This is a genomic window from Arcanobacterium haemolyticum DSM 20595 (genome assembly GCF_000092365.1).
In the GTDB taxonomy this organism is placed as follows: domain Bacteria; phylum Actinomycetota; class Actinomycetes; order Actinomycetales; family Actinomycetaceae; genus Arcanobacterium; species Arcanobacterium haemolyticum.
On sequence record NC_014218.1, the window covers coordinates 1,918,865 to 1,933,951 of the forward strand.

Below are 15,087 nucleotides of genomic sequence, written 5' to 3' on the forward strand. Positions count from 1 at the left end.
GAAACTGGGCACGCAGTATTCATCATGCTGCGTGCCCACACTCCGCTCCTTACATCAGCGAGTGGAGAAGGACATTTCTTCGAGCTCCTTATTGCGTGTTTCTGGAATGTATACAACAACTAGCCAGATAAGGAGTGCACCAACAACTGCGTAGGAGAAGTAGGTGCCTGCCAATCCCAGGTATTTCATCGATACTGGGAAGAGGAAGGTAATCAGCGTGCCGCCCACCCAGTTTCCTGCGGTGGCCAGGCCCAAACCCGCGGTACGGATGAGGTTCGGGAAGATTTCGCCTAGGAAAACCCAGAGCACAACGCCCCATGTTCCACAGAAGATGATATAGACCATGTGAACACTGAAGAGTGCCGTGAATGCCCAGCCGGTGCTCAGGTGGAGGGTGCCATCATCAGCTCCGGAGGATTGCATGAAGGAGATACCGGATGCCAGCATCATCACGAACATGCCCACAGCACCCCATAGCAACAGTGGCTTACGGCCAACACGATCAATAAGGGACATACCAATTAAGGTCATGATAATACCGATAATCGATGTAACCACTGGGATAAAGACAGATAGGTTCCCTTGGAATCCAACGGTTTCCCAGAGCTGCGTGGCATAGAGAAGAACGTTGTTAATACCAGCCATTTGGATCAGGAAGGCGAACGCCAACGCTACCCACGCTACAGGCTTCAGTCCGTACCGGGAATCCAGCAGCTGCTTCACTGATGGCTTGTGGCCGTGAAGGCTCTTCCGGATTTCGTCAATTCGCCCATCCGGATCCGAATCAGCGCGGATCATCTGGATGATGTCACGCGCTTCCGATTCACGCCCAATACCCACGAGGTAACGTGGAGATTCAGGCAAACGCAACGCCATCGCACCGTAAATGATTGCTGGCAGAAGCTCACTCATGAACATCCAACGCCACACTTCCAAACCGAACCATGCGGAAGCATCAGCATTGCCAAAGCCGCTCACAAACGCATAGTTAGATATAAAAGCACCGAAGATACCAACGCCGATAGCCAACTGTTGCAACGTACCCAACCGGCCACGCTTATCTGCCGGCGCAATTTCCGCAATGTAGGCCGGGGCAATCACCGCGGAAATACCCACACCAAAGCCGCCCACCAAACGCCAGATGATCAGGGAATAAACATCGAATGAGAGCCCAGACATCAGCGCAGAGATAGCAAACAGTAATGCCGCTGTAACCATCACACGCACACGCCCGTATTTATTCGCAGCAGCCCCAGCGAACCACGCACCAACGGCGGCACCTAGGCTCACAATGGACACCACCACGCCAGTCATGGATGCGGATAGATCGAAACCAGTTTCAGCCCCAGAAACAGAGCCGATCGCGCCGTTTATCACGGCCAAATCAAAACCGAAGAGAAATCCCCCTAGTGCTGCCGCAACTGCGAGCTGCAGAAGGCTTGTCTTTTTGTGTGTCATATCGAAAACGTCCTTGTGATCGAGAGTGTGCTTATTGTGGTTGTGCTACGTCCGCACAGAATGTGGAGATGAGGTGGCGGTTTTGTTTCCAGACTGCGCTGCCTGGAATAGAGAGCCCGCCGTGAACGGATCCGGCGATCATGTGGAGTTCGGTGTGCACGCCCCCATCCACGAGGGTTCGCGCCCAGTCGATTGCTTCGTCCCGGAGTGGATCTACCGAGTTGACGATCACGAGCGTGGGCGGCATGTGGGCTGGTTCAGCCACATGGTACGGCCGTCCTTCGCGTAAGTAGTGTGCCCACGCGTGCCGCGACGCTTCCGCGTGCCACACCGGCCCGTCACGGAACGTGTTCCACGATTCGGTTGCCATTCCTGGTTTGAGGCACGGTTCGAGAGCCACGAAACATCGCACACGCGCCCGCACATCTTCCGGTATATTCGCGGCGAAGAGTTGCGCACCGATCCCACTTCCCGCCGAATCGCCATACACCACAATATCCGCGTCAGGCCAGGTTTTCGCGCAGTAGATCAACGTTTCGAGTGCGTCATCTACCGCTGCCGGGTAGGCATGTTCCGGCGCGAGCCGGTAATCCGGCGAGACTATCACCGCTCCCAAGTCACGCGCTAAATCGCGGTGGCGATCGTCGTCAAAACTTGGGTGCCCGGCCACGTATCCGCCACCGTGGAGAGAAAGGACGACGACGCCGGGGCTCACGTTATCCCCAATTACTCGCGCTTCGCAGTGGGTGAGTTTGATGGTGGTGGTATCTGGTTCCGTTATTATGTCTAGTAAAGTTTGGGCCGTGCGTTCTCTGATACCCGTAATATCCCACGTATCTTGTGGCGGAGCGGTGGCGATAACCTCACGCATATCTGGCCGAATAAACGGTTCTACAATGCGACGTTGTGCCACGATACGTTCTAAGAACTGATCGACTACTCGGTAGAAAACCTCTGATTGATCACGGCGAACCGTATGGGTTGCGTTGGGCACTCGAATGGCTTCAACGTGCGGGTTGGTGATGGCAGCAAAGCGTTCATCATCAAAAAGAACATCAGCCCCATCGCCGCTCAAAAGAACCGTTGGAACCGTGATTTGATCCAGTAGGCTCACATCGGTTGTGCCGACTACTCCCGTGGCCGCGAACGCGAGATCTACCTGGGTTTTCCCTTGCGCCCATCCGGCGTATTCTTGCGGGGACCAATTCTTGTAAGTGGATTGCAGATCAATGATCGCTTCTCCTACCAAAGCGCGAACCCGTTGCTGGCCAGCCACCAAGTTTGGCGCATCACCCCGGTACATTCGATCTAACTCCGGGGTAAGAAGAGCAGGATCTTCCAGCACAGCGGCTTCCACATATTCTGGATGCGAAGCGGCCAATTCTGCCGCGATAGCACCACCCATCGAATGCCCGATCAGCGCAACCTTGCCTCCCACAGCTGAGGCTGCAATATGTTCCGTCACGGTTTCCGCAGCCCGATATGCGGCACGGTAAGGATCAGCTAATTCTTCTTCCGTGAAATGTTCAGATAACCCATGCCCCAGCGAATCCACCAACACCACACGCCATTCGTGCCCATAATGATTTGCCAGATCAGCAAGCGACGCAGCATTATCCGTAACACCATGGAACGCAACAATCGTTCCAATCACTTGTGTGCCCGATTGAGAATACGAAAGTTTCACGGTAGCCCCTTTACTACGCTTAATAACCCTAGGGTACATCAACCACACTAGGGTATCTATAGAATTTGCAAGATCCGTCCACTACCGATGAATCGAACATGCCCCAGACGCAACAGGAGCACCGGACGTGACTACCCGCACCGCCGTCGCCACATCTGCTGGCCCCAACCCCACACTGCTCTTTCCATACCTGCCAACCTAACACCACCCTCCATCACAAAATCGGCGCACCCTTAGGATGCGCCGACTGGTGAAAAACGAAACGTTACGCCTTCACAATCTTCTTTTCGTAACGCGAAATCAACAGATACAACGCACCACCAAGCAGCGACAAGGCGAACAGCACAAAGAAGCTAGCGTTCCACGAAAGCTTATCCGCAAGAATAGGCATAATCAGGTTCGCAGCCATCTCACCCACAATGTAACCAAACAAGCCAACAAACCCAACGGCGGCACCCGCAGCCTTCAACGGAACCACGTTCAAGGTCATGATGTTCACGATCAACTGAGGACCATAAATCAACGCACCCATCAAGCCCGAAATAACCAACAGAACCGGGTACGACGTGTTGCCCATGTAAACCCAGACCAAGCCAGCCAACGAGATCAAACCAACCGACCCAACAATCGACTGCCGATTCGGCGCCTTAATCGCAACCCACGCGAAGAAGAAACATCCCGGAATAGCTACCCATTCCAGCACGGAGAACGCGGTCAAATACTGAGCCTCAGTAAAGCCCATCTCCGTACCCAAAAACGCTGGCATCCAATTCAAAATACCGAAACGCAAGAAGTACAAAATCGCGTTAATCAACGCCACGATCAACACAACAGGCGATGTGAGAACGAAACGCCAGAACGTCTTTGCGTAACCTTCATCTGGAACTTCCTCCACATCCGGTTCGCCGTATGGGCCATAAATTTTGTTCAAACGCGGCATGTGCTCGTCTTCCGGACGATCGCCACCAAACTTCCAGAACACCAGGCTCAACGCCACCACAAGAACACCCGGAATCAAGAAACCAGCGGCCGTGTTTCCAGCACCACCAAGCGTTGCGATCCACGTCAGAATCAACGGAAGTCCCGCACCACCCAAGTTTTGCGACGTGTTCCAGATTGCGATACCCGAACCACGCGAACGATTCGGATACCAGTTTGCGATCATCGCCATCGACGACGGGGCCAGCGCACCCTGCAACGTACCTAAAATCAGCATCAGTACAAAGAGGAGCCAAAAGTTGTGAACATACGCCATCGCAATACACACCAGAGCAGAACCACCCAAGCAGCCGGCGAAAATGCGGCGGAGGCTGACGCGGTCAGACAGAATGCCCATGAAGAACTTCGCAAAACCATACGTGAGCGTGAATGCGGTAAGAATAAAGCCAATACTGGTGAGCTCCCAGCCATTTTCCAAACGAATGGCCTCACTTTGAAGCTTGAAATTGTTGCGAACCAAGTAGGCACACACGTAGCCAAAATAGGCCACCGCGAAAACAACCCAGCGACGCTTCATATACTTTGCGAACGTGCCCGGATCAGCCTTTTCGAAACGCTGTGCGTAAGCCTTTTCCGACGCGTCATCTTCCAACGGATCTAATTCAATCCGATCAAAATCAATTCCCGGTGACGGTACTTTTTCAGACACAATATACTCCTTTGTACAACCGACGCCTTCAGCCTATTAAAAGCTTTTCGGGACATTCCAGCAGGAGTGACAATCTGTAACGTTCTGTTACTCAGCGTGACCTTTCCAAGCAAAGCCGTAAATACGTAAATAGAGGAAGATCCGTTCCGGGCGCACCGCGAAACTAATTTCTAAACCATCACACAAGCAATCAGGTTTGAGGCGGGGACCGTTTCACCGTAGCCCACGATCGCTGGACCAATGCGCATACCTTGTTCTCTTCTTCTGCCCCATTGATCCTCACTGATCCCCGTTGACTCCTGCCACGAATATGCCAATGGTTGCACACCAACCTGAAAGTTTCTGGGTAACGATGCGCAACAAAAGGGATTTTGTACGCCAAAAGCGTACTTAGGTTTTCCACTAAAAACATCAACCTAGCACTAAAGTCCTATGTCGTGGGCTACAGTAAGACTATGACCGCCGGCTAAACCCTACAGGAGACACCATGCGCGCCCCCGTCACCCACGAAAGCACAGCAATATCACGCGGATCGCAAGCCCTCCCTGAACAAGGAAACGCCCTCATTCGGCACTTCCTGCCAGTAGTCGGCGGAATCTTGATCGCCGCGATCATCTACATGATTTTCCCCGACACCATCTCCGACCAGCTTCGCGAAACATTCGCAGCGAAAGACATGACTGTCACTCGCCACCAAATCGCAATCACCGCCGCAATCGCCGTCCTCATGGGCGTCTGGTGGATGACCGAGGCGATCCCACTCCCAGCCACCGCACTTGTCCCACTTATCGCGCTCCCCGCATTCGGCGTCGTCCCCATTAAAGAAGCCGCAGCCCCCTACGCATCCGACACAATCTTCCTCTTCATGGGCGGATTCTTCCTCGCGCTCGCAATGCAACGCTGGAACCTCCAACGGCGAATCGCCCTTGTCACCGTACTTATCGTAGGAACGCAACCCAAGCGGCTCATACTCGGCTTCATGGTAGCCACCGGATTCCTCTCAATGTGGGTATCAAACACCGCAACCGCAGTCATGATGCTCCCCATCGGACTCTCCATCCTCCACACCGTAGGCGACGTGAGCGAAGACGACGCGAGCGGAAGCACGGGCGAAACCCGACCCAAACTCTCCAACTTCTCCACCGCACTCATGCTCGGCATCGCCTACTCAGCCTCCATCGCCTCCCTCTCAACGCTCATCGGAACCCCACCAAATGTCCTCCTCCGCGCCTACCTTCAAGAAACCCACGGAATCACACTCAGCTTCGGAAAGTGGATGCTCTTCGCAGCCCCCATGGCTTGGGCATTCCTACTCGTCACCTGGGCAGTACTCGTCCGCATCTACAAACCAGAAATCAATGAACTGCCAGGCGGAAAAACGGTCATCCAACGAGAACTCAAAGCAATGGGCCGCATGACGGTTCAGGAATACATGGTGGCAATCATCTTCACCGGCGGGGCGCTGGCCTGGATCTTCCTCCCCGTTGTGTGGCCTGAGGCGCCCATCAACGATTCCGGGATCGCCATGATCATTGCGCTCATCCTCTTTATCACCCCAGCCAAACCAACCCAAGGCATCGCACTGCTCGATTGGGACACCGCCAAGGACATCCCATGGGACGTGCTGTTGCTGCTCGGCGGCGGACTCTCGCTTTCAGCCGCGTTCGGGAGCTCCGGGCTGTCACTATGGATCGGAGACCAGGCACGCGGGCTGGCCGGACTGCCTATGATCCTGATTATTGTGCTCGTGGCCGGGCTAATCATCTTCCTGACCGAAATGACCTCCAATACCGCCACCGCCGCCGCCTTCTTGCCGATCATCGGGGCTGTGGCCGTAGGGATCGGCGTGCCCGTGGAAGCGCTAGTGATCCCTGTGGCGCTTGCGGCTACGTGCGCCTTCATGCTGCCGGTGGCCACGCCACCGAACGCGATCGCCTACGGATCTGGGGCCATTTCGATTCGGCAAATGGTGCGCGTGGGCATCTGGCTCAACCTCATCGGTATCGCCTTCATTACCGTGTTCAGCGTGTGGGTGGGGCCGCTGGTGCTCGGATACTAAACAGCAGGATCGAAATGTTTCCTACGCCACGTTTTCTAGTTAGCATCTGGGTGAAAATCGTTGTAAGCTAGAGGACGTTCCAAGGAACAGCAAAACAAAATGCGCCCGTAGCTCAACGGATAGAGCGTCTGACTACGGATCAGAAGGTTGGGGGTTCGAGTCCCTCCGGGCGCGCTTCTCGGCCCAGTGGTGAATTATCCCGCTGGGTCGATTTGTTATTTTGGGATAAACTCGATCCTAGCTGCCCTTAGCTTATTAAGCGCTAACGAAAAACTCACTTATTTCCGGAGATAGGTCTCTATATGGGCCTATCACCGGCTGTGGGTGAATTTTACGTCAAAAGGCTGGTTTTTTGGGGAGCACCATTCATGTCTCAGATTCAAAGGGGAACTATGAAGACTAAATTAATTGGAGGGTTGAGTGCCGCAGTTGCTCTAGCTGGCATGGCAATTCCTGTGGTTGCGCATGCAGACGACGCACAGCCCGAAGCCACAACGGATTGGACTGCGCCTAGTATCCCGCAGATCAAAGATTCGTTTAAGATTTCGGACGGAACGATCACGGCCACTCTCCATCCACACTTTCCGCAGGTGATCGCCTATTCATTGGGTGATCGCACGATCTTGGGCCACAGTGGGGATGCTATCTCATCTGTTCTTGTTAATGGCAAAGAGCAGAAAGTGACGGTTGAAGCGCCTCAGGTGACGAACGATTCGGCCACCTACCGAATCGCCATTCCTTCCCTGAAAGCCCACCTCACCGCCACAATTTCACTGAGCAAGGGTACACTCCACTGGGAGATTTCAGCCATTGATGATCCTGAAGGCCGCATTGATCGCCTCCAGATTCCACGCCTCAATCTTGTAACGGTATCGGCCGCCAACAAGGGCGAATTACGTTTTGGCACAAATAAATCGAACCGGGCCATCGGCGATACGGTGATCGATTTTTCTAATAAGGACACAACCGCCGCCAATGGCTGGTTCGCGGCGGCCAGCGATTCGGCGCTGGCCGCCGGATTGTATTCGAATGCGATTGGAGATGAAGAAGTCCCCGATAAAGAGTGGAAGCAGAAGCCGGATAGCAAGGACGTCAACCACCGTTGGCTTGGCGCGGTACACACGGCCCCAGACGGCACAGCAACCGCATCGATTTCCCCAGGTGAATGGGTGATTTTCGGGCGTGAGGCCCGCGGTGCGAACAAGATCGGCCAGGAACCGTTGCCGTTTGCAGACGTGCGCCTAGTTGGGGATATCAACAATTCCGGCGCGGTAGATTGGCAGGATTCTGCGATTGCTACCCGCGAGTTGATGGTTGCTAAGGGACTCCCGCGTGGTTTCACTGAGACGAAGAAGCAGGTTGTTCAGCGAATTCCGTTCAATATTGTTTCGCAGGCAACGCACCCGTTCTTGCGTACGCTTGACGATACGAAGAGGATTTCGCTTGCTACCGATAATCTTGGTCAGCTTGTTTTGTTGAAGGGTTACCAGGCGGAGGGTCACGATTCGGCGCACGGTGATTATGGAAGTCACTACAACGATCGCGCTGGTGGGTTCAAAGATTTGGTAACGCTGTTGAAGGATTCGCGTGATTTCAACGCTAAGTATGGTGTTCACGTGAACGTGACGGAAACATATTCTGAGGCGCAGTGTATGGACGACGGCGAACACGGCACCAAGGGAACTGGCGCAAATTACGAAAACTCGTGCACGATTAACCCTCATAATCCGCAGTGGGGCTGGATGAATCAATCCTACGCAATGAATTCTGTGGAAGATTTGACTACCGGCAAGGTTCTGAACCGTTTCCAGAATTTCCGTGACGAACTTTCCGGCAAGAAGGCCGTGGATGGTTTTACTGCCGACGACGTAAGCGACCAGCTCGATTGGCTGTATTTCGACGTTTACCGCCGCTATGGCTGGATGGGCAAGCGCCTTTCTGATGAGATGAATAAGCAAGGCTGGCAGGTTGGTTCTGAATGGGCCCATTCGATGGCCGACAATTCACGGTGGAGCCATTGGGCTACCGAAGAACGGTACGGTTTGAGCCATGGCTACGGTAGCCTCAAGGGCATTAATTCGATGCTTGTTCGGTTTATTGAAAACTCGTGGCGCGATACGTGGAACCCTGATTCTTTGCTGATGAACACGAACTTGGAGGAGTTCGAAGGCTGGCAGGGTAAGTACGATTACAACCCGTTCATTGCCAACATTTGGCAGCGCAATCTTCCTGTGAAGTTCTTACAGCAGTCCGATCTTCTCACCTACGCTCAGCCGAAGGATGGCAAGGAAGGCTCAGCCACGTTTACGAACGGAACGGTTGTGACCACGAAGGTTCCAACAACCAATGAGTTTGTGTGGAAGACCGACGAAAAGGGCAACAAGTATCGCGAAGCGGACTCGAAGAAGAACAACCCGATCTACGATCAGCGCACGATCACCTACGCCGGCCAAACCGTGTACAACAACGGCGCCTACCTTCTCCCATGGAACGCCACCGATGGCGTTGGTACTGAAACCGATTCCGGTTCAAAGCTCTACCATTACAACCCGGCCGGTGGTACCTCCACATGGAAGTTGACGGGAACATTCGCCGCAACGCCGTCGTTCACTCTCTATCGTCTAGGCGACGACGGGCGAACTGAACCACACACCGTGCCGAACGTGGGCGGAACAGTAACCCTCACAACGGAACCTCACACTCCATACGTTCTCTACCCGAACGCGGCGCCACGAAAAACCGATCCGAACTGGGGTGCAGGAAGCTTCATTTCTGATCCTGGATTCTTCTCCGGCGATCTCACCAAGCACTACACGGTAACCGGCCAGGCCGGAATCGTCACAACGGATCGCGGAAACCGCCAGGCTGAACTACGCGGGCCGGGTGCGGCGTCGATATCCCAAACCCTCACCAAACTCCCGCAGGGCGACTACTCCGTGTGGGCCTGGATTGAAATCGAACCTGGGAAGAAACGTCCGGTTGCGCTGAGCGTGACTGGAAAGGGCGTCACGGCTGCCGGAAGCCAACCGGTTGCGAACGGCGTGCCAACCACGCGCCTCACCATGAGCACCGCACAAAACGGCACCGCCTCCGACGAAAAGCTGAAGACGTACTTCCAGCGTGCCCGCGTCACGTTCCATAGCGATGGCGAACCGGTCACCTTCACGATCGCAGCCGGAGCTGGGGACGCAAAGGTCAGTATCGACGATCTTCGCATCGTATCGTTCACCGCCCCGAAAGATGCCGCAAGCACTCCAGAAACCGTGATCTTCGAGGATTTCGAACACGTAGACTCCAGCTACTGGCCGTTCACAACAGGCTCTGACCAGGCGCAATATGGCGATGCACGCACACAAATGGCCGTGAAGCACTCCCCATATTCAGATTCTGGATGGTACGGCCGGGATCTGAAAGGCACCATCGTGAAAAAGGGGAAGTTGAGCGACAACGTGCTCAGCGGAAACTGGTCTGTGCTGGCGCACGAAGAAAATGAAGGCGTTTTCCTCCGCACAACTGAAGCATCCGTCCCGTTCGCCCACGGGCACAAGTACCGCGTATCCATGGACTATCAAAACTCCTACGCCGGAATGCACAACCTCATCCTCGGTTTTGACACCGTGAAAGACGGCCAGCCGGTAAGCGAAAAAGTCCAGACCATCCCGGTAGAAGAAGCACGCGGCACCGGCGTTGGCGGGCCAGGAACCCAAAAACTCATTCTAGAATTCACCGCCGATAAAGACGGGGTTTACTGGGTGGGCTTCGAAAAAATCGCTGAAGCATGGGGCGTTGACCTTACAATCGACAACTTCCGGGTAGAAGACCTAGGAGTTGCTGCCAAGGATTCAGACGGAGCCGGCGAGGCTGGCAAAGGCCCTGGTGGATCTGATGGTGGCACCAGCGGTGGCTCATCCCAAGCAGGAAACCACAATCATGCAGGCAAAGTGAAAGCTAGTGAACTGAGCAAAACTGGTGTGAGCCTTGGATTCGCTATCGCACTCACAGGAACATTGGTGTGTGGAGGAATCCTCCTACGGCGTCGCAAATTCAGCTGACTAGCGGCGGTTTAAAAAATGCGGGATTCGTAGGCGAATCCCGCATTTTTCATTGGCTTACGATTTACTTATCGTTTCATGTATTTGCGTACAAGCAACAAAATTGCTCCAAGAGTCAAGACTCCACCCGCAAAGAACGCGATAGCAAGCGCGTTGTTAACACCCGACTTTGCCAATGCTGGACTGACCGCCGAGGCCTTCGGCTTTCCATGCTTGACCTGAGGCTTCTTTTCTTCCGTCTTACCAGTGTTCTTTCCTGGAGTTGGCTTCGTATCTTCAGTTGTCTCAACAACATCAGCGCGGCCCTTTACCGGTGGAGCGGTGTCTTCAACAATATCGACTATCTCACCTCGTTCAGTGATTGTCTCAGACTTGCCACCTTCCCACGATGCCGAAATTCCAGCCGTTTCATTGTTGGACTTCTCTTCAATGAGGATCACTGACTGGCCGCGGCGCCCATACTGGAACGGGCTGAGGATCGTTCCGCTGTAGGTTGGTTTGGCTGCAAATGTAGCCTTGATATCAACGCTTCCGTTGCCAGTCTTTTGGCGTGCGTCAACATAAAACTCTTCACCCTTCGCAATGCGCTCAACAGTGATTTCTTTACCTTCTTTATCTGTCAGCTTTAAACCGTCAGATACGTCAATCTTTTGTGGAGTGACGCTAGTTGTGAGCTTGATCGGCCCAACCAGGCTCCCCGCAGTAAAGCCCACCGTGTGTGATGACAATGTGAATTCAGGGCGGATCTGTTCTTCAGTAAGGCCCGTGTTTGACGAGGAAAGGAGGTAGCTATAGAGCTTCTCCATATTTGCAGCAACAGATCCTTCTACTACAACAGGCTTTCCTTGCCATTGGTTATATGCATAGGCTCCGCGGAAGTTGAACTCTATCCCATCAGTAAGATGCCAGATAGCCGCCTGAGTTGCGGAGATCGCCTGACGCGCATCCACCTCAGTCAGCTGTGTTTCTTCCATCAACTTATCCAGCGTCATCGCTGGGTAAGAATGCTGAATGATCCACGCGATCTTTTGCCGAACGTCGTCGTTCTTAAAGCGATTCTTTGCCTTGAAAGTTGTCCAATCTTCAGGAATCGCATACTTCCCCTTGATCGCAGACACAAAGAACTCGATACAGTAAGCGCGATATTCTGCTGCGGTCGCTCCGGTAGAATTAACTCGGAATAACTGTGGGGTTACAGGACGCATTCGATTATGACCACTGGTGCCAGATTTCAGCGGAAGGTAATACCCAGATCGTCTCCGTCTGACCGTTCAATTTGATACTGAACCTTAGGAATCGCCGGCTTGTTTTCAGCAGCATTGGCAAGGGTACTTGGAACAAACGCGAATGCGATGGCGCTCAGCGTGGCAAGAATACGCCTAGTGCGCGAATGAGAAGACATACCTCTCCTTTTAACTATTAAGAAATCTTTCTGAGGTGTTTCATATATGAAACACAAAGCCCTCTTCGCTAGCATTTCATGAAAACTTTTACACCATAAAGTATGAACCTGAAAAAAATCAAGAAAGTTGTCAATAGCCCATTAATACCATGGTGAGTATTCGCCACCCTATCTCAGGCCTACTACAGTTTGTCTTCCAGCTTTATGTTCGCGGTAGAATGATCCGCATGGCACATTCACACCTTGGGATGCGAAATAATTTCAGTATCATTGCGGGGCGCCTAGCCGCCCAAACTTCCCGCCTACTTGGCCGCGGATCGGGCGGAATGATTGGCGGCCGGGTAGCATCACGATTGAGCCCATCATTGTTGCGGGATTTGACGCGCAACATGAAGGTAGTGATTGTGACTGGCACGAATGGCAAGTCCACAACTACACGCATGATTGCGGAGGCCTGCGCGGCTGGAGGGCTGCGGGTGGCTACGAATCGCGGCGGGGACAATATGTTGCCGGGCGTTCTGGCGGCAGTGATGGAGGATCCGCACGCGGATGTAGCGGTGCTTGAGGTGGATGAAATGTGGGTTCCACGGGTGGCTCACAACGTATCGCCAGATGCTTTTGTTTTCTTGAATTTGAGCCGTGACCAGCTAGATCGTGTGGGTGAGATTTCCACGATTGAAGGCCGGCTACGGGGTGCTGTGGCGGAATTTCCGGACGCGGCAGTGATTGCGAATGTGGACGATCCGTTGATGACATCGGCAGCGTGGGATTCGCACCGGCCGGTGTGGGTTGCTGCGGGCCGCGGATGGTCTGGGGATTCTCTGACAGCACCGCGTACTGGCGGGATTATTGTGTATAACGACTCCGCCCCTGCCGCTTCCCGTGATTCGTCCGTGCCGCGTGCATCGGGTTCGGATGCTGACGTGTGGTGGCGGGCGGTTCCGCTGGAAGCGCCCGCCACCCAGGAGTCGGATTTTTCGAGGCCTACGCCTTTGTGGGCGTGGTCTAGTAACGCCGAATCTTTCCAGCCGGGTAGCCAGATGGTTGTTCATGGGCCACACGGGGATACGCCAGTTGATATTCAACTTCCAGGGCGCGCGAATCGTTCGAATGCATGCCAAGCATTGGCTGCAGCTGTGAGCTTGGGTGTTACTCCAGAGGATGCTGCGCGCGGGATTGCGGCTGTGGAGTCTGTGGCTGGCCGCTATGCGAATATGGATATCGATGGGCGCAGGGTGCGGTTGTTGTTGGCAAAAAATCCGGCTGGTTGGCAAGAGTCGTTGACTATGCTGCGTCCGGGAGCCACGATCGTCGTCGGAATCAATGGCCAGATTCCTGACGGCGTGGATTTGTCATGGCTGTGGGATGTCGATTTTTCGCGGCTTGCGGGGCGAAATGTATGGGCGTGCGGCGAACGCGGCGCTGACCTGGATGTTCGCTTGCACTACGCGGGTATTGATACGCATTTCGTTACAGATCCGGTGGAAGCATTGCTACAAACACCAACTGGAGATGTGGATGTTTTATTGAACTACACGTCTTTCCGCGATACTCGCGCTGAGCTGCTGAAACGAGGCTACACACTATGACTCTTCGGATTGGGATTCTTCTTCCTGAGGTTCTTGGAACGTATGGGGATTCGGGTAACGCTGATATTTTGGCGTACAGAGCGCGGGCGCGCGGGATCGACGCCGAAATCGTCCACGTCGGCATCCACGATTCGATCCCAGAATCATTAGATATTTACACGTTAGGTGGCGGCGAAGACATTGCTCAAACGATTGCTGCACGTAAGCTGGCTGCTGATCAGGGGCTCGCACGGGCAGTGGCCTCCGGCCGGCCCGTGCTCGGCATCTGTGCCGCCTTGCAAGTTTTGGGCACATGGTATACGGACGCTCGTGGGATGCGCACGCCGGGCGCCGGCCTGCTTGACGTGATCACTCTCCCTCAAGGCCTGCGCGCGATCGGCGAACTTCGCACTGCTCCGGCGCCTGCACTGGCGGCTCACGGCGTCACGGACACACTGTATGGTTTTGAAAACCATGGCGGCGCCACCGCGTTGGGCCCGGATGCGGCCCCTCTGGGGTACGTCACGTACGGCACTGGCAACGGCGTTCCCGGCAAAGCCCCCGCTCAAACCAACGATACGCGCACCCCAGATCCGTCCGCGATTCCTGAGGCCACCCCGGAAGGTTACGTCACGTTGTTTGATGGGAAGCCTACCGACGGCATTGTGCAAGGTTCTATTTTCGCCACCTATATGCATGGGCCAGTTTTGGCGCGCAATCCACAGTTCGCTGATATGTTGCTAGCTTTGGCAATTGGCGTGGATGTGAAGGATCTTGCCCCGGTTCACGTGCCAAGCATTGCCGAACTTCGGACCGAACGCGAAGCATTTATTTCCTGACAAAACGTGCGTAAACGACGTCGATTTTATACTTCTTTATAACTTCCCCCAATGATAAAGAAGTAATCGCCGGTCGCTATCCTTTCAAATTGGAAAGAATTCTTTGCTGAACAATCACCCCACCCAGGATCACAATCGCACCCACTAGCGGCCCAGCCCACCACACCGCGGCCGGCCCAATCTGCCAGGTTTGGCCGGCCAAATCTCCCGATTATCGGCGCTATTTCGGCGGCACACAGCACAGCAGTTCTCTATATGAGGCTGCTGTGCAGCTGGGCGATATTCTGGCGCCGGCGCACACCCGCCAGATTCACCTGTTTCTAACCAACTTACCACCACACCTAACCTTCTATCAGTTGACTGGCGGGCTCATG

9 protein-coding genes and 1 tRNA gene are annotated in these 15,087 nt (G+C 54.2%); 5 read left to right on the forward strand and 5 right to left on the reverse strand.

Annotation, left to right across the window (positions count from 1 at the left end; translation table 11 throughout):
• Positions 1–54: 54 nt before the first annotated feature.
• The 3 genes from ARCH_RS08885 to ARCH_RS08895 form a co-directional block, all read right to left on the reverse strand.
• Positions 55–1,458, reverse strand: a complete 1,404-nt coding sequence (locus ARCH_RS08885; protein WP_013170935.1) for a sugar porter family MFS transporter — start codon at positions 1,456–1,458, stop codon at positions 55–57.
• A gap of 31 nt (positions 1,459–1,489) precedes the next feature.
• A complete protein-coding gene (locus tag ARCH_RS08890) occupies positions 1,490–3,145 on the reverse strand; it encodes an alpha/beta hydrolase (protein ID WP_041640482.1) in 1,656 nt (551 codons plus the stop codon).
• Between the two features lie 265 nt (positions 3,146–3,410).
• Positions 3,411–4,793, reverse strand: a complete 1,383-nt coding sequence (locus ARCH_RS08895; RefSeq protein WP_013170937.1) for an MFS transporter — start codon at positions 4,791–4,793, stop codon at positions 3,411–3,413.
• A 487-nt stretch (positions 4,794–5,280) separates the two neighbouring features.
• Here ARCH_RS08895 and ARCH_RS08900 point away from each other — a divergent pair, with 487 nt between their 5' ends.
• The 3 genes from ARCH_RS08900 to ARCH_RS08910 all read left to right on the forward strand — a co-directional run bounded on the left by ARCH_RS08900 (position 5,281) and on the right by ARCH_RS08910 (position 10,904).
• Positions 5,281–6,852, forward strand: coding sequence for an SLC13 family permease (locus ARCH_RS08900; RefSeq protein WP_013170938.1), 1,572 nt, complete (start codon positions 5,281–5,283; stop codon positions 6,850–6,852).
• A 101-nt stretch (positions 6,853–6,953) separates the two neighbouring features.
• Positions 6,954–7,026, forward strand: a tRNA-Arg gene (locus ARCH_RS08905).
• A gap of 218 nt (positions 7,027–7,244) precedes the next feature.
• Positions 7,245–10,904, forward strand: coding sequence for an endo-alpha-N-acetylgalactosaminidase family protein (locus tag ARCH_RS08910; protein WP_049765869.1), 3,660 nt, complete (start codon positions 7,245–7,247; stop codon positions 10,902–10,904).
• Between the two features lie 68 nt (positions 10,905–10,972).
• On the opposite strand, the gene ARCH_RS08915 is transcribed toward ARCH_RS08910, so the two are convergent.
• Both ARCH_RS08915 and ARCH_RS10160 read right to left on the reverse strand, forming a co-directional pair.
• Positions 10,973–12,109, reverse strand: a complete 1,137-nt coding sequence (locus ARCH_RS08915; protein WP_081440811.1) for a thioester domain-containing protein — start codon at positions 12,107–12,109, stop codon at positions 10,973–10,975.
• Between the two features lie 26 nt (positions 12,110–12,135).
• Complete coding sequence (locus ARCH_RS10160; protein ID WP_170121724.1) at positions 12,136–12,306, reverse strand: hypothetical protein; 171 nt, start codon at positions 12,304–12,306, stop codon at positions 12,136–12,138.
• Positions 12,307–12,533: 227 nt separating this feature from the next.
• Between ARCH_RS10160 and ARCH_RS08920 the strand changes: the two genes are divergently transcribed.
• Together ARCH_RS08920 and ARCH_RS08925 are read left to right on the forward strand one after the other, a co-directional pair.
• Positions 12,534–13,895, forward strand: a complete 1,362-nt coding sequence (locus ARCH_RS08920; RefSeq protein ID WP_041640486.1) for a Mur ligase family protein — start codon at positions 12,534–12,536, stop codon at positions 13,893–13,895.
• The gene (locus ARCH_RS08925) at positions 13,892–14,713 is read left to right on the forward strand and encodes a type 1 glutamine amidotransferase (RefSeq protein WP_013170941.1); all 822 of its coding nucleotides are present in this window, start codon (positions 13,892–13,894) and stop codon (positions 14,711–14,713) included. Before ARCH_RS08920 ends, ARCH_RS08925 begins: the two co-directional genes overlap by 4 nt.
• Positions 14,714–15,087: the final 374 nt, after the last annotated feature.